At 70.8% G+C, this 19,462-nt stretch carries 22 protein-coding genes; 12 read left to right on the top strand and 10 right to left on the bottom strand.

Going from position 1 to position 19,462, the window contains the following annotated elements; translation table 11 throughout:
* Positions 1 to 19: 19 nt before the first annotated feature.
* Both ABEA43_RS28580 and ABEA43_RS28575 read right to left on the bottom strand, forming a co-directional pair.
* Positions 20 to 532: a MarR family winged helix-turn-helix transcriptional regulator gene (locus ABEA43_RS28580; RefSeq protein WP_345566551.1), complete on the bottom strand. Its 513-nt coding sequence runs from the start codon at positions 530 to 532 to the stop codon at positions 20 to 22.
* Positions 533 to 542: 10 nt separating this feature from the next.
* Positions 543 to 875, bottom strand: coding sequence for a winged helix-turn-helix transcriptional regulator (locus tag ABEA43_RS28575; protein ID WP_345566550.1), 333 nt, complete (start codon positions 873 to 875; stop codon positions 543 to 545).
* Between the two features lie 83 nt (positions 876 to 958).
* Here ABEA43_RS28575 and ABEA43_RS28570 point away from each other — a divergent pair, with 83 nt between their 5' ends.
* Entirely contained in the window at positions 959 to 1,537 is a 579-nt protein-coding gene (locus tag ABEA43_RS28570) for an NADPH-dependent FMN reductase (RefSeq protein ID WP_345566548.1), read from the top strand.
* Between the two features lie 15 nt (positions 1,538 to 1,552).
* Positions 1,553 to 1,729, top strand: a complete 177-nt coding sequence (locus ABEA43_RS28565) for a hypothetical protein (RefSeq protein ID WP_345566546.1) — start codon at positions 1,553 to 1,555, stop codon at positions 1,727 to 1,729.
* Positions 1,730 to 1,750: 21 nt separating this feature from the next.
* On the opposite strand, the gene ABEA43_RS28560 is transcribed toward ABEA43_RS28565, so the two are convergent.
* On the bottom strand, positions 1,751 to 2,197 hold the full coding sequence (locus ABEA43_RS28560) for a hypothetical protein (RefSeq protein WP_345566544.1): 447 nt from the start codon (positions 2,195 to 2,197) through the stop codon (positions 1,751 to 1,753).
* Between the two features lie 80 nt (positions 2,198 to 2,277).
* Positions 2,278 to 2,787 carry a VOC family protein gene (locus tag ABEA43_RS28555; protein WP_345566543.1) on the bottom strand — a complete coding sequence of 170 codons (510 nt, stop codon included), beginning with the start codon at positions 2,785 to 2,787 and terminating at the stop codon, positions 2,278 to 2,280.
* A gap of 62 nt (positions 2,788 to 2,849) precedes the next feature.
* Between ABEA43_RS28555 and ABEA43_RS28550 the strand changes: the two genes are divergently transcribed.
* From ABEA43_RS28550 to ABEA43_RS28520, 7 genes are all read left to right on the top strand, one after another.
* A complete protein-coding gene (locus ABEA43_RS28550; protein WP_345566542.1) occupies positions 2,850 to 3,299 on the top strand; it encodes a MarR family winged helix-turn-helix transcriptional regulator in 450 nt (149 codons plus the stop codon).
* A gap of 60 nt (positions 3,300 to 3,359) precedes the next feature.
* Positions 3,360 to 3,548: a hypothetical protein gene (locus ABEA43_RS28545; protein ID WP_345566540.1), complete on the top strand. Its 189-nt coding sequence runs from the start codon at positions 3,360 to 3,362 to the stop codon at positions 3,546 to 3,548.
* 29 nt (positions 3,549 to 3,577) lie between these two features.
* Positions 3,578 to 4,723 carry a xylose isomerase gene (gene xylA / locus ABEA43_RS28540; RefSeq protein ID WP_345566538.1) on the top strand — a complete coding sequence of 382 codons (1,146 nt, stop codon included), beginning with the start codon at positions 3,578 to 3,580 and terminating at the stop codon, positions 4,721 to 4,723.
* Entirely contained in the window at positions 4,720 to 6,132 is a 1,413-nt protein-coding gene (locus ABEA43_RS28535; protein ID WP_345566536.1) for a xylulokinase, read from the top strand. The genes xylA and ABEA43_RS28535 overlap by 4 nt, the downstream gene beginning before the upstream one ends.
* Before the next feature lie 371 nt (positions 6,133 to 6,503).
* Positions 6,504 to 7,178: a DUF998 domain-containing protein gene (locus ABEA43_RS28530; RefSeq protein ID WP_345566535.1), complete on the top strand. Its 675-nt coding sequence runs from the start codon at positions 6,504 to 6,506 to the stop codon at positions 7,176 to 7,178.
* 56 nt (positions 7,179 to 7,234) lie between these two features.
* On the top strand, positions 7,235 to 9,604 hold the full coding sequence (locus tag ABEA43_RS28525) for a sensor histidine kinase (RefSeq protein WP_345566534.1): 2,370 nt from the start codon (positions 7,235 to 7,237) through the stop codon (positions 9,602 to 9,604).
* On the top strand, positions 9,601 to 9,975 hold the full coding sequence (locus ABEA43_RS28520; RefSeq protein WP_345566532.1) for a DUF742 domain-containing protein: 375 nt from the start codon (positions 9,601 to 9,603) through the stop codon (positions 9,973 to 9,975). The genes ABEA43_RS28525 and ABEA43_RS28520 overlap by 4 nt, the downstream gene beginning before the upstream one ends.
* Positions 9,976 to 10,116: 141 nt before the next feature.
* Here the strand turns inward: ABEA43_RS28520 and ABEA43_RS28515 are convergent, their stop codons facing one another.
* From ABEA43_RS28515 to ABEA43_RS28490, 6 genes are all read right to left on the bottom strand, one after another.
* Positions 10,117 to 10,689 carry a GTP-binding protein gene (locus ABEA43_RS28515; protein WP_345566530.1) on the bottom strand — a complete coding sequence of 191 codons (573 nt, stop codon included), beginning with the start codon at positions 10,687 to 10,689 and terminating at the stop codon, positions 10,117 to 10,119.
* Positions 10,670 to 11,032, bottom strand: coding sequence for a DUF742 domain-containing protein (locus tag ABEA43_RS28510; RefSeq protein WP_345566528.1), 363 nt, complete (start codon positions 11,030 to 11,032; stop codon positions 10,670 to 10,672). The genes ABEA43_RS28515 and ABEA43_RS28510 overlap by 20 nt, the downstream gene beginning before the upstream one ends.
* Positions 11,029 to 11,436: a roadblock/LC7 domain-containing protein gene (locus ABEA43_RS28505; protein ID WP_345566527.1), complete on the bottom strand. Its 408-nt coding sequence runs from the start codon at positions 11,434 to 11,436 to the stop codon at positions 11,029 to 11,031. The genes ABEA43_RS28510 and ABEA43_RS28505 overlap by 4 nt, the downstream gene beginning before the upstream one ends.
* Positions 11,437 to 11,449: 13 nt before the next feature.
* On the bottom strand, positions 11,450 to 13,540 hold the full coding sequence (locus ABEA43_RS28500) for a sensor histidine kinase (protein WP_345566525.1): 2,091 nt from the start codon (positions 13,538 to 13,540) through the stop codon (positions 11,450 to 11,452).
* Between the two features lie 167 nt (positions 13,541 to 13,707).
* Positions 13,708 to 14,565 carry a PrsW family intramembrane metalloprotease gene (locus ABEA43_RS28495; RefSeq protein ID WP_345566523.1) on the bottom strand — a complete coding sequence of 286 codons (858 nt, stop codon included), beginning with the start codon at positions 14,563 to 14,565 and terminating at the stop codon, positions 13,708 to 13,710.
* Positions 14,562 to 16,142 (bottom strand): FAD-dependent oxidoreductase, encoded by a 1,581-nt coding sequence (locus ABEA43_RS28490; protein ID WP_345566521.1) that lies wholly within the window; start codon positions 16,140 to 16,142, stop codon positions 14,562 to 14,564. The genes ABEA43_RS28495 and ABEA43_RS28490 overlap by 4 nt, the downstream gene beginning before the upstream one ends.
* Before the next feature lie 133 nt (positions 16,143 to 16,275).
* Here ABEA43_RS28490 and ABEA43_RS28485 point away from each other — a divergent pair, with 133 nt between their 5' ends.
* The 3 genes from ABEA43_RS28485 to ABEA43_RS28475 all read left to right on the top strand — a co-directional run bounded on the left by ABEA43_RS28485 (position 16,276) and on the right by ABEA43_RS28475 (position 19,391).
* Entirely contained in the window at positions 16,276 to 16,476 is a 201-nt protein-coding gene (locus ABEA43_RS28485; protein ID WP_345566519.1) for a hypothetical protein, read from the top strand.
* 11 nt (positions 16,477 to 16,487) lie between these two features.
* Complete coding sequence (locus ABEA43_RS28480; RefSeq protein ID WP_345566517.1) at positions 16,488 to 17,972, top strand: SPFH domain-containing protein; 1,485 nt, start codon at positions 16,488 to 16,490, stop codon at positions 17,970 to 17,972.
* Between the two features lie 78 nt (positions 17,973 to 18,050).
* Complete coding sequence (locus ABEA43_RS28475; protein ID WP_345566515.1) at positions 18,051 to 19,391, top strand: flotillin family protein; 1,341 nt, start codon at positions 18,051 to 18,053, stop codon at positions 19,389 to 19,391.
* The last annotated feature ends 71 nt before the right edge of the window (positions 19,392 to 19,462 follow it).

Here is a 19,462-nt window from a genome sequence, read left to right as displayed (position 1 = left end):
GCCAGGTCATGCCGAAACTCTAGTCGCCGCGAACGAGTCTCTCACCGCATTTTTCCCGCGCCCCGGCGGCGCGTCCGTGCGCCTCGATCCGCTCGCGGAACGGCCGGCGTTCCAGCGCCTCCAGCGTGGCCCGCAGCACGTCGGCCAGGGGCACGGGCAGCTCGGCGTCCAGCTCGCGCACGGCCTGCTCCGTGGCCGCCCACTCGGCCTCGATCACCGGGAGCGCGGCGCGGGCCTGCTCGGTGAGGTGGACGATGCGGTGGCGGGCGTCGGCGCCCTTCTCCATGGTGACCCAGCCGTGCCGGCGCATCTGGATCACGGTCTGGCTGGCGGCGGAATGCGTCACGCCGATCGCCCTGGCGAGGTCGCGGATGGCCATCGGGCCGCGCGAGACGAGCGTGCGCACGATGGGGGAGTAGCGCGGGCGGTAGTCGGGCAGGCCCAGCTCCGCGTACGTGCCGGCGTAGGCGTCCGCGATGGCGCCGTCCATCAGCTCATGGACGTGGCGCAGCAACGTCCCCAGTCCGGTCACGGGCACCAAACTACGCGGACTGCGCCTCGGGCAGCGGGATCCACTTGTGCGACCAGGTCACGAGTTCGTCGAGCACGGGACGCAGCTCCCGGCCCATCTCGGTCAGGTGGTATTCGACCCGCACCGGTGAGGTGGGCAGCACGCGGCGCTCGATGAGCCCGGCGGACTCCAGCTCGCGCAGGCGGCGGGCCAGCATCGTGTCGTTGATGCCGGGGATGGCCGCTTTGAGGTCGGCGTAGCGGTGCGCGCCCTTGAAGATCATGTGGATCAGGGCTCCCGACCACCGGGCGCCGATCAGCTCTAACGCGGTGTGGAAGCGGACGCAGACGGATGAGGCGCTCACGGTTCTGATCCTAGCATTTGCTTTGGAATGTGTAGTTACTCAATAATGTTGAGTATTCAACTTCCCAGCTCAAGGAGCCGTTCATGGACAAGCCCGTTCTGCAGATCGTCGTGGCCAGCACCCGCCCGGGCCGCTCGGGGCGCGCTGTCGCCGACTGGTTCCACGGCAAGGCCGTGGCCGACGGCCGTTTCGAGGTGGAGCTGGTCGATCTGGCCGAGGTCGGGCTGCCGTTCCTGGACGAGCCGAACCACCCCAGGCTCAAGCAGTACGTGAACGCGCACACCAAGGAGTGGAGCGCCACCGTGGAGCGGGGCGACGCCTACGTGTTCGTGACGCCCGAGTACAACCACAGCTTCAACGCCGTGCTGAAGAACGCGCTCGACTACCTGCACCACGAGTGGCAGTACAAGGCGGCCGGATTCGTCAGCTACGGCGGGATCTCCGGCGGCACGCGTGCGGTGAACGGCCTGCGCCAGGTCGTCAGCATGCTGAAGATGGTCCCGGTGGTGGAGGCGGTCAACATCGCGTTCTTCCCGCAGTTCCTGGACGAGAGCGGCACGCTGCGGCCGAACGACGTGATGGACGCCGCCGGCGGCGCCATGCTCGCCGAGCTGGCCAAGCTGACCGGCGCGCTGCGTCCCATGCGGCTGCCGGAGGCCTGAGCTACGCTGCCGGACGTGGCGCCGGCAGTGAGTGTGGTGGTCAGGTCGCTGAGCGGCGGGCGCGGCCTGCACGTCGCGGGCGGGGGTGCACGCCACCGCCGATGCGGCTGCAGGCAGGCCGAGCACGCGGCGCGGCTGGCCGAGACGGCCAGGGCCTACCCGCGCAGGACCCGCCGCCGCCGCACCGGCTAGCCGCCCTGCCGCCGCACCGGGCTAACGGCCGTCGTCCGGTCGTACGGGCACGTCGTCCGGTCGTACGGGCACGTCGTCCGGTCGTACGGGCACGTCGTCCGGTCGTACGGGCTCGGCGTCCGGTGACGCGGGCCCGGGCTCGCCGTCCGGCCGCGCGGAGTCGTGCTCGTCGGCGAGCTCGTTGAGCTCGTCGAGGTCCTGCCATACCGAGCCTTCGCCGGGCTCGTCCGGTCGCACGGGACCGTCGTCGTCCAGCACGTGCAGGACGCGCTCGAACGCGTCGCTGACGGGACGCAGCGCCTGGGCGAACGCGTTGGCGAGCGGACCGAAGATCTCGGTCACCTCGGCCATGAAGTCGGGACTCTTGTGCTCGGGAGGCGCCCAGCGCATGGCATCGGCGCTCATCGTCTCCCACTCGTCGACGATGCCGTCGATGGCGTCGAGCACGTGATCAGGATCGCTTGGCATGACCGCTCTCCGTGGGAAGTCGGCCACGGAGCCCCGGAGGAGGTCCGTGGGAGAAAGAGCCGGATACTTCCCACGGTAACTCAGACCGGGATGGACACGCCCACGCCGCCGCGGGTCTGTGCGCCGTACCGCTCCTTGTCGGCGGTCAGGTCGAGCGGGCGGATGCTCGACCGCGCGGCCAGGGTCTCGTCGGTGAGCAGCGCGGCCGGCACCAGCCACGAGACCTCGAACTCCAGCCCGTCCGGGTCCTTCGCGTACAGCGCCTTGGTCGTGCCGTGGTCGGAGGCCCCGACGAGCGCGCCGAGATCGCCCAGCGTGGCGGCGATGAGCTCCAGCTCGGCGAGGGTGTCGACCTCCCAGGCCAGGTGGTAGAGGCCGACCGAGGTGCGCCCGGCCGTCGAGGAGCCCGCGCTCTCGCCGATCTCGAACAGGCCCAGGTCGTGGTCGTTCGACGAGCCGGGGGCCTGGAGGAAGGCCGCCCCTCGCATGCCCATCACGACCTCGAAGCCGAGGGCCGCGCGATAGAACGCGACGCTGCGTTCGACGTCGCGGACGTAGAGGACCGCGTGGTTGAGCCGCTGGACCGGCATGGTGTTTCCCCTTTCGGCAAAGTCCCGGAGCAAGTATATGAGAGTTCAAGTAAATTGAGAGAGTGACCAGATGGCTAGATGAGGACGAACAACGCACCTGGCGGAACTTCCTGGCCGCGACCCAGCTCATCAACGAGGCGCTCGACCGTCAGCTCCAGCGGGACGCGAGCATGCCGCACACGTACTACGTGATCCTCGTGGCGCTCTCCGAGGCTCCTGAGCGGTCGATGCGGATGAGCGAGCTGGCCGCCAGGGCCCAGAGCTCCCAGAGCCGCCTGTCCCACGCGGTGGCGCGCCTGGAGGAGCGCGGGTGGGTCCGCCGCGAGCGCTGCCCCGCCGACCGCCGCGGCAACCTCGCCGTGCTCACCGGCGACGGCTTCGCGGCGCTGGCCGCCGCCGCGCCCGGCCACGTCGAAGAGGTACGGCGAAGCCTGTTCGACGCGCTCACCCAGGAGCAGGTGCGCCGGCTCGACGAGATTTGCTCCGCGGTCAGGAACACGCTGGAGGGGTAGCGCGCGAACTGTCGTCCCGAGGCCGTACCGTTCTCCGGGTACCCGAACGAGGAGAGGCCGATGCACGACACAGAAGAGGCGCTGTTCAGGACGGTTCACGGGATCGCGGGCCGGTTCGCGGGCCAGCCTGTGCCCGTGGTGATGGACGCGTTGCTGCGCCACCTCCCCAAGGCTCCCGGCCTTGAGGTGACGGAGATCCGCAAGATCGCCGAGGAGATCAGCGTCGGGCGTGACCCCTCGGGCTTGTGAACAACTGATCACAGGGGGAGCATCGAAGCATGTACGAGCCAACCCCTGATGATCGATTCACTTTCGGTCTGTGGACGGTCGGCTGGCAGGCGCGCGATCCGTTCGGGGACGCCGCCCGGGCGCCCCTCGACCCCGTAGAGAGCGTGCATCGGCTGGCCGAGCTGGGGGCCTACGGCGTCACCTTCCACGACGACGACCTGCTCGCTGTCGAACGCGATAGGGACCGAGCGATCGCGGCCTTTCGGAAAGCGCTTGCCGAGACCGGCATGAAAGTGCCCATGGCCACCACGAACCTGTTCACCCACCCCGTCTTCCGTGACGGCGCGTTCACCAGCAACGACCGTGACGTGCGGCGATATGCCCTGCGCAAGGTGATGCGCAACCTCGACCTGGCCGCCTCGCTCGGCGCCACCACCTACGTGTGCTGGGGCGGCAGGGAGGGCGCGGAGTCCGACGCGGCGAAAGACGTGCGCTCGGCGCTCGGCCGCTACAAGGAGGCCATCGACCTGCTCTGCGGCTACGTGCGCGAGCGCGGTTACGCCCTCCGCTTCGCGCTGGAGCCCAAGCCCAACGAGCCGCGCGGCGACATCCTGCTGCCGACGATCGGGCACGCGCTGGCGTTCATCGGCGCGCTGGAGCATCCGGAGATGGTCGGGCTCAACCCCGAGGTGGGGCACGAGCAGATGGCCGGCCTCAACTTCGTGCACGGCATCGCCCAGACGCTGTGGCACGGCAAGCTCTTCCACATCGACCTGAACGGCCAGCACGGGCCCAGGTTCGACCAGGACCTGGTGTTCGGGCACGGCGACGTGATGAGCGCCTTCTTCCTCGTCGATCTGCTGGAGCACGGCGGCTACGACGGCCCGCGGCACTTCGACTACAAGCCGTCGCGCACGGAGGACCCGGCGGATGTGTGGGAGTCAGCAGCCGCAAATATGCGGACATACCTGATACTGCGGGATAAGGCCCGAAACTTCAGGGCGGACCCCGACGTACGGGAGGCGTTGCGGGCCTCCCGCGTCGACGAGCTCGGCCTCCCAACGCTCAACCGCGGTGAGACCCTGGCCGACCTGGCCGGCGACGACTTCGATCCTGAGGTGGCGGCCCGCCGGGGCTACCATTTCACCCATCTCAACCAGCTTGCGCTGGAGCATCTGTTAGGAGTTCGTGGGTGACGCTGGTCGCTGGGGTTGATTCCTCGACGCAGAGCTGCAAGGTCGTCATTAGGGACGCGGAGACGGGAGCGCTGGTGCGGCAGGGCCGCGCGCCGCACCCGGGTGGCACCGAGGTGCACCCCTCCCACTGGTGGGCCGCGTTACTGCAGGCCGTCGAGGAGGCCGGTGGGCTGGACGACGTGGCGGCCATCAGTGTCGCGGGGCAGCAGCATGGCATGGTCTGCCTGGACGAGTCCGGAAATGTCGTGCGCGACGCCCTCCTCTGGAACGACACCCGCTCCGCCCAGGCCGCCGTCGACCTGGTGGCCGAGCTGGGCGGGCCGCAGGCGTGGGCGGACGCGGTGGGCTCGGTGCCCGTCGCCTCGTTCACGGTGACCAAGCTGCGCTGGCTGGCCGAGCACGAGCCGGACAGCGTGCGGCGCACGGCCGCGGTGTGCCTGCCGCACGACTGGCTCACGTGGCGGCTGGCGGGCGCGCTCGGCGCCGGGGGCTTCGACGCGGCGGCCTGGCAGGACGCGCCGCCGCCCGCCCTCGACCGGCTCACGACCGACCGGGGCGACGCCTCCGGCACGGGCTACTGGTCGCCCGCGACCGGCGCCTACCGTACGGACCTGCTGAAGGCCGCCTTCGGCGCGACGCCCCTGCTGCCCCGCGTGCTCGGCCCGGCGGATGAGGTCACCGCAGGCGGGATGCTGATCGCGCCCGGGACGGGTGACAACATGGCGGCGGCGCTCGGCGTGGGCGCGGGGCCCGGTGACGTGGTGGTCTCGCTCGGGACGTCGGGCACGGTGTTCGCGGTCACGGAGTCGCCCAGCGCCGACGCCTCGGGGACGGTCGCCGGGTTCGCCGACGCCACGGGACGCTTCCTGCCGCTGGTGTGCACGCTCAACGCCGCCAGGGTCATGGACGCCGCCGCCCGCATCGCCGGGGTCGGCCTCGACGAACTGAGCGACCTCGCGCTCCAGGCGCCTCCGGGGGCGGACGGGCTCACGCTGGTGCCGTACCTGGAGGGGGAGCGCACCCCCAACCGCCCGACCGCGACGGGCTCGATCCTCGGACTGAGCCTGGCCACCTCGACCCCCGCGCACCTGGCCCGCGCGGCCATCGAGGGCATGCTCTGCGGCCTCGCCGACGCCCTGGACGCGCTGCGCATGCGGCCCGAGCGGGTGCTGCTGATCGGCGGTGCGGCCCGCTCCGAGGCGGTCCGGCGGATCGCCCCGACCGTCTTCGGGGTCCCGATCACGGTGCCGCCCCCGGCCGAGTACGTCGCCGACGGCGCCGCCCACCAGGCCGCCACGCTCGTCACCGATCCCGACTGGCGCTCGGCGGACACCGAGACGTACGCGGGGGAGGCGATCCCGGCGATCCGCGAGCGCTACGCCCGCGCGACGTCCCACGTGCTCGACTGACCCGAAGACACGGCTGAGCCGAAGACACGGCTGAGCCGAAGACACGGCTGAGCCGAAGACACGGCTGAGCCGAAGGCTCACGCCACGCGCGTGAACGGCCCGACCCTGAGGAACCCCTGAGGAGTCCCACCATCCTCAGGGGTTCGCTCATGCGGTGCCCAGACGCCCTGGAGAGGCTTACCGGACGCCGTGACGGCGGGCCGGCCGTGCGGCCGGTAAGCGTCTCCCTGGAGGGCCGGTCACCGGCGGCGGCGGGAGGCGCCCACCGTGCGCAGCCGTAAAGGATGGGCCTTCATCTCGGGGTCGGGTCAGGGACGACTAGGGGGTGAGGCCGGATGTCGGCGAGGGGGCCCGAGCGGGACAGTGGTCCCATGACCGCAGCAAAGAGGCTTTTCCCCCTGATCGCCTGTGGCTCGATCATGTTCGCGGTGGTGGCGGTCGTGGTCGGGCAACTGGTACCCGACCCGTACCTCGACCCCATGAACATCACCGTCAGCGAATACGCCGTGGCCGACCGCGGGGGCGTCACGGAGGTCGCGATGGCGGTGCTCGGCATCGGGTCTTTGGCGTTGCTGGCGGGGCTGCGGTCAGCGGGGGCGCCCGTGCGGGGGATGCCCGGGCGGTTGCTGATGGTGTGGTCGGGAGCGCTGATCGTGGCGGCGATCATCCCGACCACACCCATCGGCCACGACCTCGACCTGGCGGCCCAGATCCACCGGTACGTGTCCGTGGCGGCGTTCGTGAGCCTCCCGGCCGCCGGGCTGCTGATGGTCCCCAGGCTGAACGCGGACCCCGACTGGAAGCCCGTGGCGCGGGTGGTGGAGTGGGTGACCCTGGCCGGCGGGTTCGGGCTGCTGGCGATCACCTACGTGGCCCTGCCGGGCGACCGGGTGCTGATCGGTCTGGTCGAGCGGCTGCTGCTGGGCGCCGAGGTGGCGCTGCTGGCGGTCCTGGCGGGCTGGCTGGTCCGGCTGGCGTGGCGACGCCGCGCCGTCGAAGCCGCAAATTTCCCGACATATCACAGAATTCTCGCTAGTCGATCTTAAAACCATCTGTTTCGGTGCTATTCTCTCCCGCGATCTTCTATCCGGGAGCGGGTGTCATGGCATCGGGCAGATCCATCAGATTCAAGATCTCGACGCTGCTCGTCATCCCCTTGATCTCCCTGATCGCGCTCTGGGGCTTCGCTGCGAGCACCACGTCGGGGGAGGCTCTCAACCTGCTCAAGGTCGAGACCATCTGGACAGGGGTCATCAACAACGCCGACGGACTGGTCTCCAACCTGCAGGCCGAGCGACTGGCCTCCGCCGAGCTGCTTGCGGGCACGGTCACGGACCAGGACGCCCTGGCCAAGGCGCGGGCGAAGGTCGACAACAACCGGAAGGTGCTGCGCCAGCGCGGGATGTCCGAGGACACGCAGTCGGCGCTCACCCAGGACATGAAGACCCAGCTCCAGACCGTGTTCGCGGCGGCCGACCGGCTGCCGGACCTCAGGCGGAAGGTGGATGAGCGCAAGCTCACCCCTGGCGGGCTGGTCACCGAGTTTGCGAAGATCTCCGACGAGATCCACCTGCTGTACTCCCGGCTGACGGTCAGCACCGACCTGGAGCTCGCTCTCCAGGCGCAGGGCCTGATCGCCGCCGACGAGACGCGCGAGCTGCTGAGCAGGGAGCACGCCCTGATCATCGCCTCGAACGGCCGGGCGAGCATGCACGACGTGCACCTGCTGGCGGGCATCGACGGCACCAGGACGCACCTGTTCCCCAAGGCGCTGGCCAACCTCGACACCGAGCTGCGCACGCCGTTCGAGAAGATGTACTTCTCCCCCCGGTACGTCACCATGGAGAACCTGCTGGAGGGCTACGTCAATGGCCAGCCGGTGGACATCGACCTCTGGCGGGGCATCGTCGAGCAGGTCCAGAAGGAATACACCCAGGCCACCTGGCGCACCGGCGACAAGCTGCTGGCCAGGATGGAGCCCGCGGGCGTGGTCATCGTCGTGCGGGCCGCCGTCGCCGGCGCGCTCGGGCTGATCGCGGTCGTGTTCTCCGTCTTCATCTCGATCAGGTTCGCCCGCCGGATCACCAGGGAGATGGCGACGCTCCGGCGTACCGCGCTGGACCTGGCCGAGATCCGGCTGCCCGACGTCGTCGCGAAGCTCCGCAAGGGCGAGAGCGTCGACATCGAGACGGAGGCGCCGCCCATCAAGGTGAGCGGCAACGCGACCAGCGAGGTCAGCGACCTGGCCTCGGCGTTCGACAGCGTGCAGAGCACGGCCGTGGACGCGGCCGTCGAGCAGGCCAGGCTGCGCGAGGGCGTGTCCGAGGCGCTGCGCAACCTGGCCAGGCGCAGCCAGTCGCTGCTGCAGCGCCAGCTCAGGCTGCTGGATGAGATGCAGCGCCAGACGGAGGAGCCCGAGGCGCTTGAGCGCCTGTTCAAGCTCGACCACCTGACCACCCGCATGCGCCGCCACGCCGAGGGCCTGGTGCTGCTCTCGGGCGGCGCGGCGGGCCGCAGGTGGCGCGGCGTCATCCCGATCGAGGACGTGCTGAGCGGCGCGGCGGCCCAGGTCGAGGAGTACACCCGGGTACGCGTCTACCCCATGCACGAGTGCGGCGTCTCCGGCGGGGCGGTGGCCGACCTCATGCACCTGTTCGCCGAGCTGATCGAGAACGCCACCTCCTTCTCCTCGCCCAGCAACGAGGTCTCCGTACGCGGCGAGATGGTCGGCAGGGGCTTCGCGGTCGAGATCGAGGACCGCGGCCTGGGCATGGACGAGCAGACCCGCAGGACCATCAACGAGCGGCTGTCCAGCCCGCCGGAGTTCGATCCCTCGCAGACCGAGCGGCTCGGGTTCGCGGTGGTCGGCATGCTCGCGGCCAGGCACGGCGTCAAGGTCACGCTCAAGCCGTCCCCCTACGGCGGCACCACCGCGATCGTGCTCGTGCCCGGGTCCCTGGTGGAGCCCATGGTCACCCCGGTGCAGCAACTGGAGTTCGAGTCGGTCTCGGTGTCGGTCGTCCGTGAGGAGCCGACCGGGCCCGGCGAGCTGCCGCGCCGCGTCCGTACGAGCAGGCGCGCCACCTCCGCCCCGGCGCTGGCGGAGCAGGAGTCCGGGACGCCCCACGGCGAGCGGCCCGTGGAGCTGGCGCAGCGGGCGGTGGACCAGGCACAGCGCCCCGTGGACCTGCCGCGGCGCGAGCGGCAGGTGGATCACCGGCCGCAGCACGAGCGGCCGCCGACGGAGCTTCCGCAGCGCGAACGGGGCCTGCCGCAGCGCGAGCGGACCACCGGCCTGCCGCAGCGTGAACGGCAGGCCGGCCTGCCGCAGCGGCTCAAGCAGGCGCCGCCCCCCGTACCACCGGCCGAGGAGCGCTCGCCCGAAGAGACCAGGGCGTTGCTCTCCTCACTCCAGTCCGGCTGGCAGCGCGGGCGGCAGGACAGCGACCAAGATGGGGGATCTGAATCGTGAGCCGCGAGCACGAGTGGGTCGACGAGGAGGCGGGGCCAGTCGTGCGGCCGTACGCGGTCGCACGCGGGCGTACCAGGTCCACCTCCACCGCGGTCGACCTGCTGGCGACCGTCGTCTCCACCGGCCTGCCCGCGCCGGCCAAGGCCGAGCTGAGCGTGCAGCACCGGCGCCTGATGAGCTGTGTGGCGGGACAGGCCAGGCCCGTCGCCGAGGTCGCCTCGGAGCTGGGCCTGCCGGTCGGCGTGATCAGGGTGCTCCTGGGGGACCTGCTGGAGCACGGCCTGGTCACGGTGCGCCCGCCACAGGACAAGGCCGCCACGCCGTCGGAGAGCCTGCTCCGCGAAGTGATCAGCGGCCTCCGAGCGCTCTAGAGGCGGCGGTCACCCCAGGGGCCCCAGCGGCTCTCTGAGCGCCGCGCCGGACGCCTGCCACAGCGCCGTCCCGGGCAGCCGTCCCGGGCAGCCGTCCCGCGCGCCGCCGAGGCCGGAATCGCCGGCGGGCGGCGCGGGTGGCTAGTTGGCGGAGGTCAGTGTGCGCAGCGAGTGCTCGACCAGCGCGATCATGACCTCCTTGGCCGAGGTCCGCCGCCGTACGTCGCACAGGAGCACCGGAACGTCGTCGTCCAGGTCCAGCGCGACGCGCACCTCCTCGACGCTGTGCCGGGACGCGCCGTCGAAGCAGTTGACGGCCACCACGAACGGCGTGCCGCGCTGCTCGAAGTAGTCCACGGACGGGAAGCAGTCGGTCAGCCGCCGGGTGTCGGCGATCACGACCGCGCCCAGCGCGCCGTAGGACAGCTCGTCCCACATGAACCAGAACCGCTCCTGCCCGGGCGTGCCGAACAGGTACACGACGAGCCCGTCGCGGATCGTGATGCGGCCGAAGTCCATCGCCACGGTCGTGGTGGTCTTGGTCTCCACGCCGTCGATGTCGTCGACGCCGACCCCTCGGTCGGAGAGCACCTCCTCCGTGCGCAGCGGCTTGATCTCGCTGACCGCGCCGACCAGTGTGGTCTTGCCGACGCCGAACCCCCCGGCGATGAGAATCTTCAGCGCGACGGGGTCCTCAGAGAGCACGGAGTCCATTGATCACTTCCTTGAGAATGCGCTCATTCGAGCGCGACCCTCCGGCGGAGGGCGACGTCACCGAGATGAGGCCGTGGTCACGCATGTCGCCGAGTAAGACCCGGATGACGCCGACGGGCAGATCGAGCTCGACGGCCAGGTCGGCCACCGAGATCGGGCTTCGAGCCGCCCGCAGGATGAGCTGCTGTTCTGGACCGGACTCGCCCGGCGGGTCGCCGATCGCGCGCACGGTAGCCACGAGGTCGAACGCGTCCCCTGAGGAATGCGTGCGACCGCGGATGAGAGCATAAGGCCGGACGACCGGTCCCGCCTCCTCATCGAACCACTGCGGGCCTTCGCTCATGACGCTCCAGCGCGCGGGTTCGTGGTGATGTGCTGGCCCACCCGCTTGACCAGCATCGCCATCTCGTAGGCGATATGACCGACGTCCACGTTCGCGTCGGCGATCACGGCCAGGCAGGTGCCCTGCCCCGCCGCGGTGACGAACAGGAACGCCGACTCCATCTCCACGATGGTCTGGCGCACGTCGCCGCCGCCGAAGTGGCGTCCGGTGCCTCGGGCCAGGCTCTGGAACCCGGCGGCCACCGCCGCCAGGTGCTCGGCGTCCTCACGGACCAAGCCCTTGGAATAGCCGATCGCAAGGCCGTCGGTGGACAGGATGACCGCCTGGCGCACGGCGGCGACCCGGGTGGCCAGGTCGTCCAGCAGCCAGTTCAGCTCACCGGTGTTGGTGGTCGGCACAGTCATGCATCCCCCTTACTCATGGCCCCTCCTCAGAGGCGTCTTCTCGGGCGCGTTGCGTTCCCCGCTGAAAAGCGGAGAACAGGTCGCGTACCTCTTCGGGAGAGCGTTCGGCTTGCTGCTCCGGCTCGGGCGGCGCTTCTTTGAGCTGCGGCGCCAGATGGGCCTGGCGCACTCGCCTGGGCAGTCCGGCGTGGGTGCCCGAGGTGACCACCGCGAGCGCTTTCTTCCTCGTACGGCTCGGCAGCGCGGCCTTGTCGTCGCCGTCGCCCGCCTCCAGCGCGGCCTGCTCGGTCACCAGCGCGCGCGGCACGAGCACGATGGCCGTCGTGCCGCCGAAGGGCGAGTGCCGCAGCAGCACCTTGACGCCGTGCCGCTCGGCCAGCCTGGCCACCACGAACAGGCCCAGCCTGTCGCTGTCGGCCAGGTCGAACTCGGGCGGCGCGGCCAGCAGGGCGTTGTACGTGGCGTACTCGCCGACGGTCAGCCCGAGCCCTCTGTCCTCCACCTCGATGGCGTAGCCGTTGCTCACCTGGTCGCCGCGCACCTGGACCATGGTGTCCGGCGGCGAGTAGATGGTGGCGTTCTCGACCAGCTCGGCGACCAGGTGGGTGAGGTCGGCCGCGGCGGTCCCGTCGAACGCGCTGACCGGCATCGTCTCGACCGCGACCCTGGTGAAGTCCTCGACCTCGGCGACCGCGGCCCGCACGATGTCGATCACCGGCACCGGCTTGCGCCAGGCCCGGCCGGGCGCGGAGCCGGACAGGATCATCAGGCTCTCCGCGTGCCGCCGCATGCGGGTGGTCAGGTGGTCCAGGCGGAAGAGCTCCTCCAGCCTGTCGGGGTCGTGCGTGCGGCGCTGCATGCCGTCGAGCAGCGCGAGCTGGCGGTGCAGCAGGCCCTGCTTGCGCCGGGCGAGATTGAGGAAGACCTGGCCGACGCCGTGGCGCAGCGCGGCCTGGCCGACCGCCGCCGTCACGGCGGTGCGCTGCACGGAGCCGAACGCCCTGGCCACGTCGATGATCTCGGCGGAACCGCTCACCTTGATCGCCTTGGCCTCCTTCCGCACGTCGACGTCCTCGCCTCGGCGAAGCCGCTCGACGATGCTGGGCAGCCGCTCCTGCGACAGCTCGACCGCGGCGGACCTCAGCCCGGCCAGCTCCGCGGCCAGGCGACGACCGAAGCGTACAGAAATGATGATCGATGCGAGCACCGCGATCAAGCCGAGGCCGCCCGCGACGGCGATCTTGACGACGGTGGCGGTGGCGGCTTCGGACGTCCGCCCGGCCAGGACCTCGGAGGACGCCAGGCCGACCTTGTCGAGCTGGGAGGTGAGCTTGTCGACTGCTTCGTTCCAGTCTTCGGCGACGACGGGAGGCGCGCCGGTCTTGGTGATCCGCCCCTCCATGGTGGCGAAGGTCAGGAACGGCTCGCTCGCGAAGACCTGCTCGTACGGCCTGCGCAGCCCCACGTCGAGCCCCGCGAACCCGCGCGAGTGCAGGAACTTCCTGGAGGCGGCGTACTCGGTGAAGGCCGCCGTCTCCGGCTCGGTGAGCCGCTGGTCGGCCATGGCCCCGATGACGAGGGCGTGCTCCCTGGCGATGTACTCCCTGGCCATGCCCATCGCCTGCAGCGAGGAGGCCTGCTGGAAGATCGTGAGGTCGGAGACCGAGACCAGGTGGTCGTAGAGCATGAAGATCGAGTCGAGGATGCGGTTGTACTCGTTCAGCCCGGACAGGCGTGAGCTGAGGCCGCGGTCGATGTCGGCCCTGATCGAGCCGAGCCTGTCGAGGCCGGCGGTCAAGGTGCCGAGCGGGCCGAGCAGCTCGCCGCCGGCGGCGTCGCCGGCCTCCGTGACGGCCCGCTTGAAGTCGCCGACCGACTGGTCCGTGCGGGCGCGCTGGCCGCCGAGAACTTCGTTGAGTTCACGCGTAGTGAGCGCCTCCGCGGAGCGCACTCGTTCGGCCTGCAACTGTAATCCCAGGTCGGTGGAGGTGACGCCGAGAGTCCGGTAGAGGGTGTTCGCACGGAGTAATGACTGAGCGTCGCCCATGGTGAGGTTGAGGACGAAACCCCAGAGCGCGCTCAGAGACAGGAGGGGTAGCAGCAACAATAGAAAGATCTTGAACCGAATTGACCGGTTTCGCGAGCCCATGTCCCAACCTCGAGTCGGGGGCATTTCCACACCTTGTGTAAATACACCTCCGGAAGATCGCACAGGAGACTAGCACCGTTTATGCTTCCGGCGCAGTGGGAGGAACACGTTCATTACCGTGATTATTGGGACAAGATCTCGTCATCGCGGCGGGCGGAACCAGTGGTCGTCCACAGCCAGGCGAGCGCGACCAGCGAGATCACGACGAGACCCGCCCAGTTCAGCAGCGTGTACATGTGGACCTGCCACTCGCTCACGTGCGGCACCCGGCCGATCCGCAGCAGCTCGAACTGCCACGGCCGCCCGGTCAGGACCAGCGTGATCGCGATCGCGATGGCGGACATCGAGTCCCACAGGGCGTGCAGGAGCGAGACGCCGAGGTAGGTCAGCAGGACCGGGCCCGTCAGCCGTCCGGCCGCGGCGAACAGGGCTCCACCGGCGATCGCCGTCCACAGGCCGTGCCCGACGGGCGTCAGGATGCCGCGCAGCACCTCCGTCTCGACGAGCTGGGCCAGCGACAGCCCGTCGGCGGTGAAGAGCGCGTTGAAGGCGTATCCGGCGCTCTCGAAGGCGGCGAAGCCGAAGCCGACGGTCGCGCCCAGCACGACGCCGTCCATGGCCGAGCGCCTGACCATCTTCCTGGTGACGAACATGAGGGCGGCCAGCTTCACGCCCTCCTCGATGAGGCCGACGAGCACGTACATCGAGATCGACGGCCTGATGAGCCAGCTCTCCAGCAGCGAGGCGCCCAGCACGCCGAGGACGCCGCCCACCACGAACGCCATGAACAGCAGCTCGACCGTCACCCGCGGCGAGTGGTCCCGCCCGTGCGCCCAGACCACGAACGTCACCGGCACCAGGAAGCTGCCGAACAGCACCACGGTCGGCACCAGGTTGGAGTTGCCCGTCCAGGCCGTGACGAGGACGGTGGCCAGCCACAGGCCGAACCCGATGAGGAAGACGCGCAGCCACGGCCTCATCGCGCCGCCTCCCCCGGGGACAGCTCCGCCACGGCGAGGGCCGCGGCGGCCCCGGCGGCGTCGTCGCGGGCGCCGGGCACCGCGTCGGAGCCCGCGATCGCGATCCTGCCGAAGCGCCGGCGCGCGACGTCCGCGGGGAACGGGCCGTCCGGATAGAAGGTGTGCCACGGCCGGCAGTACTCGGGCGTGTTCGCGTGCCCCCACCTGTCGATCGTCAGCTCCTCGATGTCTCTGGCCGGGTCGAAGCCGACCGGCCCGAGCAGCCGGGCGAGCTGGTCGCGGACGGTGTGCTCCAGCCGCCCGTACGGCGTCCCGGCCAGCTCGCGCCGCCCCGCCACGGAGCCCGACTCCGGCCCCAGCTCCGACCGGCACGGCGTGGCCAGCAGGCGCACCTCGCCACCGCCGGCGTCAGGCCCCGGCGGCTCGAAGGAGGTCAGGCACCAGTACGCCCCGGTCCACCGGACCCTGCGCACCCCGGCCCGCCGCGACACGTCCCCGTCGCGCAGTCGTACGGTGGCGTGCAGCACCGGCACCCTGACGGCCTGGCTCAGCGCCTGCCGCTGCGCCGCGGGCAGGTCGGGCACCAGGTGCGGGATGACGGCGCTCCAGCAGGCCAGGATCACCGCTCCGGCCTCCACGGTCATGACCCGGTCGCCGTCGAAGTAGCCCACGGTGGCGGACTCGGCCCCGTCGCGTACGGACACGACCGGGCTGCCCAGCCGCACGGGGATCGCGGGGCCGTCCTCGGCGGGGGGAGCGGCGGCGGACCAGGCGCGCCGCACGCTGGGCGAGTTGAACCTGGACGGCTCCGCCCGGTCGAGCCCCAGGCCGCCGAACCCGGGATAGCCGCCGGCCCACGCGTCGATCGCCCCGAACGCCCGGGTGTCGTAGGCCCACTCGCCGCTGGACATGGTCCGGCAGAACCGCTCGGCGTCCGGGTGCACCCCGCACACCTCCAGCAGGAACCGCGAGTAGGTCAGCTCCGCCAGCCGCTCCTGCTTGGCCCGCGCGCCGAGCCCGGGGAACCAGTCGGGCGGCGAATCGTGGAGCATGCGCAGGTCGCGCCTGGCCCGCCAGGCGATCGGCAGCCGCGCGACCCAGTCGGAGGTCATCCTGACCAGGGTGTCGGTCCCGAAGGTCTCCTCGTCGCACATCACGCTGTCGGGCGGCCCCGCGCGGAACGCCTCCCGCCGCGCCCGCCCGCCGATCTCGTCGTGGTTGTCCAGGACGAGCACGCGGGCGCCGGGATCGCGCCGGAGCCATTCGCGTGCCGCGCTCCGGCCGCTCGTCCCGCCGCCGACCACCACGAGGTCGTAGGTCTCCCCGGTGGGTTCCGGTGGGCCCGCCAGTTTCCAGAAGCGGCCGTCCCGTAGCGCGTGCGGCACGCTGAGCGCCTGAGCCGTGTCGCCCCGCCAGACACTCGGCTCCGTCGCGAACGCGGTGCCCTGCGGCGCCTCAGCCTTCCCCGCGGTGCCCAGCACGACCGTGCTCCCCAAAGCCCCCACGGCGATGCCGTCGAAGAAGTCGCGGCGGGAAATAGGCCGGTTCATCCCTAGGTCGCATGAAGGCAGGCTCATGGCGCGATCATCAGGAGTGCGGCGAAAGGCGGCGCAGGGGCGCGCAGGTCCCCGGGCAACATTTTGCGTGGCCTATTACGGCGAATGCCCGTTTGGAGTAGCGTCCGGAATATCTGGCGGCGGGGGGAGTCCGGTGGTCGGCAAGCAGGGCAGGGTCACCGGAAGGATCGGCCCTGGGCTCGTCGGCGAGGTCATGATCTCGATCAGGGGCGGCGTGGAGGCGTTCTACGCGCATCCCAGCGTGCCCGACGAGGAGTTCGTCGCGGGCACCATCGTGATCGTCGTGGAGTACTTCCCCCCGAGGACCGTGTACGTGGCCAGAGCACTCGTCTAGGGAGGTCCCGGATGTCCCCCGAGCTCTATCTCGCGGCCGGCGCCATCGTCGTCGCGGCCGTCGTCCTCATCCTGCTGTTCAAGGCCGTGTGGCGGGTCGCGGAGCCCAACGAGGCCCTGATCATCTCCGGTCTGGGCGCCGCCCGCCGCAGGAGCGAGGGCATCGACAGCCTCGGCTTCAAGATCATCACCGGTAAGGGCACGGCGGTGCTGCCGGGGTTCCAGGCGGCCAGGCGCCTGCGGCTGGACACCAGGGCCGCCAACCTCCAGGTCTCCTGCGTCACCCAGCAGGGCATCCCCGTGCACATCCGCGGCGTGGTGATCTACAAGGTCGGCGACGACCTGTCCTCGATCGCGAACGCCGCCCGCCGCTTCCTCGACCAGCAGGACTTCATGACGAGCGCGATCCACGAGCTGTTCACCGGGCACCTGCGCTCGATCATCGGCAACCTCACCATCGAGGACCTCATCCTCAACCGCGAGCGCCTGACCAGCGAGACCAGGGCCTCGGCGGCCGACGAGATGAGCAAGCTGGGCCTGATCGTGGACTCGCTGCAGATCCAGGAGATCGACGACGAGACCGGCTACATCGTCAACCTCGGCAAGCCGCACGCCGCCAAGGTCGCCGCCACTGCCCGCATCGCGCAGGCGCAGCGCGACCAGGAGGCCACCGAGGCCGAGCAGATCGCCGCGGCCCACATGGCCGCCGCGCGGCGCGACTCCCGCATCAAGGAGGCCTCCTACCAGGCCGAGATCGACCGGGCCCAGGCGACCGCGCGCCAGGCGGGGCCGCTGTCGGAGGCGACCGCCCGCCAGGAGGTGGTCGTCCAGGAGACCAGGGCCGCCGAGCTGGAGGCCCAGCTCGCCGAGCAACGACTGCAGTCGCAGGTGCGCAAGCCCGCCGACGCCAAGGCGTATGAGACCGTGACGCTCTCCCAGGCCGAGCGGGACGCCCGCATCGCGCAGGCGGAGGCCGACGCCAGGGAGACGGAGCTGCGCGCCGCCGCGCAGGCCAGCCAGGTCAAGCAGGCCGCCGCGGCCGACGCCGAGTCCGTACGGCTGCGCGGCGAGGCGGCCGGCGCGGCCACGAGGTTCGCCGGAGCCGCCGAGGCCGAGGCGGCACAGGCCCGCGGGCTGGCGACCGCCGCCGCGGCTCAGGCGCTGGGCCTGGCGGAGGCCGAGGCGGCGCAGGCCAAGGGCCTGGCGGAGGCCAAGGCGATCAGCGCGCGGGCCCAGGCGCTGAAGGAGAACCAGGAGGCGGTCATCGCCCAGCAGCTCGCCGAGCGCTGGCCCGAGGTCGTCGAGGCGGGCGCGAAGGCGTTCGGGAACGTGGACCACATGGTGGTGCTGAACGGCGCGCAGGGCGTCGAGGAGCTGCTGGCCAAGGCGCTCACGCTGGGCGGCACCGGGCTCGGGCTGGCCAGGGCGCTGCTCAACGGCGGCGCTGCCACGACGCCGAACGGCGCCGAACCGGAGATCTCTAGCAAGACGCCCTGAATCGGCGTACCGTCACAAGCAGGGCGAGCCGGGAAGTCTGGTCGGCACTTCATACGACCACGTCCCCGGGGAGCAGCCATGGACCTCCTTCTGACAGGCATCATCGCCGCCATCGCCCTCGTCTGCGTAGTGGTGTTCAAGCTGATCTGGCGGGTCGCCGAGCCCAACGAGGCGATCCTCATCTCCGGGCTCGGCGCGCGCGGCAGGGAGACGCTCGGCTTCAAGATCGTCACGGGCAAGGGCGCGCTGGTCGTGCCCGGGTTCCAGACCGCGCGCCGCATGTCGCTCGACAGCCGGGTCTCCCAGCTCGAGGTCAAGTGCGTGACCAAGCAGGGCATCCCGGTGCACGTGCGCGGCGTGGTGATCTACAAGGTGGGCGACGACTTCGTCTCCATCGCCAACGCCGCCCGGCGCTTCCTCGACCAGCAGAAGACCGTGGACGACAAGACGCACCAGCTCTTCTCCGGCCACCTCCGCTCGATCATCGGCAACCTCACGGTCGAGGACCTGATCGTCAACCGCGACGCGCTCACCAACGAGATCCGCACGTCGTCGGCCGACGAGATGAGCAAGCTCGGCCTGAACGTGGACTCGCTGCAGATCCAGGAGATCGACGACGCCACCGGCTACATCACCAACCTGGGCCGCCCGCACGCCGCCGCCGTGGCCTCGCTGGCGCGGATCGCCGAGGCGCACCGCGACCAGGAGGCCAACGCCGCCGAGCAGGGGGCCACCATCAAGAAGGCGGCCGCCATCCGCGAGGCCCGCATCCAGCAGGCGGGCTACCAGGCCGAGATCGACCGGGCCTCGGCCCTGGCCAAGCAGGCCGGGCCGCTGTCGGAGGCCACCGCCCGCCAGGAGGTCGTGGTCCAGCAGACCACCGCCGCCGAGCGGGAGGCCCAGCTCGCGGAGAAGCGACTCGAAGGCGAGGTGCGCAGGCCCGCGGACGCCAGGGCGTACGAGCAGGTCACGCTGGCGGAGGCGGCGCGGCGGGCGTCCGTCGCCCAGGCGCAGGCCGAGGCGGAGGGCATCAGGCTGCGCGGCGAGGCGGAAGCCGAGGCGACCAGGCTGCGCGGCATGGCGGAGGCGGACGCGGCGCGGGCCAAGGGCCTGGCGCAGGCCGAGGCCATCAAGGCCCGCGCGGACGCGCTGGCGAGCAACCAGGAGGCGGTCGTCGCCCAGCAGCTCGCCGAGCATTGGCCGGAGATCGTCGAAGCGGGCGCGAAGGCGTTCGGAAACGTCGACCACATGGTGGTGCTGAACGGCGCGCAAGGCGTCGAGGAAATGCTCGCCAAGGCGCTCACGTTAGGTGGCGCGGGACTCGGCCTGGCCAGGGCGCTGCTCAACGGCGGAGCTGCCACGACGCCGAATGGCGCCGAACCGGAAATCACTCGTAAAGCCACTGAATCCCGCGAATAGCGACGTTACTCAGCTCCTTACTCTTCACTTCCTCTAGCGTTTTCCATAATGCCGCCTGAGTGAATTGAGGA

The sequence above is a fragment of the Nonomuraea rosea genome (assembly GCF_039539705.1).
In the GTDB taxonomy this organism is placed as follows: Bacteria; Actinomycetota; Actinomycetes; order Streptosporangiales; family Streptosporangiaceae; genus Nonomuraea; species Nonomuraea rosea.
Note: the sequence above shows the minus strand (reverse complement) of the source record. Positions and strands in the feature narration are given on the sequence as shown.

Coding starts and splice junctions, on each gene's coding strand:
- ABEA43_RS28505 (WP_345566527.1), bottom strand. CDS start 11,436: ATGACTGTGCCGACCACCAACACCGGTGAGCTGAACTGGCTGCTGGAC.
- ABEA43_RS28555 (WP_345566543.1), bottom strand. CDS start 2,787: ATGCCGGTCCAGCGGCTCAACCACGCGGTCCTCTACGTCCGCGACGTC.
- ABEA43_RS28490 (WP_345566521.1), bottom strand. CDS start 16,142: ATGAGCCTGCCTTCATGCGACCTAGGGATGAACCGGCCTATTTCCCGC.
- ABEA43_RS28510 (WP_345566528.1), bottom strand. CDS start 11,032: ATGAGCGAAGGCCCGCAGTGGTTCGATGAGGAGGCGGGACCGGTCGTC.
- xylA (WP_345566538.1), top strand. CDS start 3,578: ATGTACGAGCCAACCCCTGATGATCGATTCACTTTCGGTCTGTGGACG.
- ABEA43_RS28475 (WP_345566515.1), top strand. CDS start 18,051: ATGGACCTCCTTCTGACAGGCATCATCGCCGCCATCGCCCTCGTCTGC.
- ABEA43_RS28515 (WP_345566530.1), bottom strand. CDS start 10,689: ATGGACTCCGTGCTCTCTGAGGACCCCGTCGCGCTGAAGATTCTCATC.
- ABEA43_RS28570 (WP_345566548.1), top strand. CDS start 959: ATGGACAAGCCCGTTCTGCAGATCGTCGTGGCCAGCACCCGCCCGGGC.
- ABEA43_RS28545 (WP_345566540.1), top strand. CDS start 3,360: ATGCACGACACAGAAGAGGCGCTGTTCAGGACGGTTCACGGGATCGCG.
- ABEA43_RS28525 (WP_345566534.1), top strand. CDS start 7,235: ATGGCATCGGGCAGATCCATCAGATTCAAGATCTCGACGCTGCTCGTC.
- ABEA43_RS28495 (WP_345566523.1), bottom strand. CDS start 14,565: ATGAGGCCGTGGCTGCGCGTCTTCCTCATCGGGTTCGGCCTGTGGCTG.
- ABEA43_RS28480 (WP_345566517.1), top strand. CDS start 16,488: ATGTCCCCCGAGCTCTATCTCGCGGCCGGCGCCATCGTCGTCGCGGCC.
- ABEA43_RS28560 (WP_345566544.1), bottom strand. CDS start 2,197: ATGCCAAGCGATCCTGATCACGTGCTCGACGCCATCGACGGCATCGTC.
- ABEA43_RS28530 (WP_345566535.1), top strand. CDS start 6,504: ATGACCGCAGCAAAGAGGCTTTTCCCCCTGATCGCCTGTGGCTCGATC.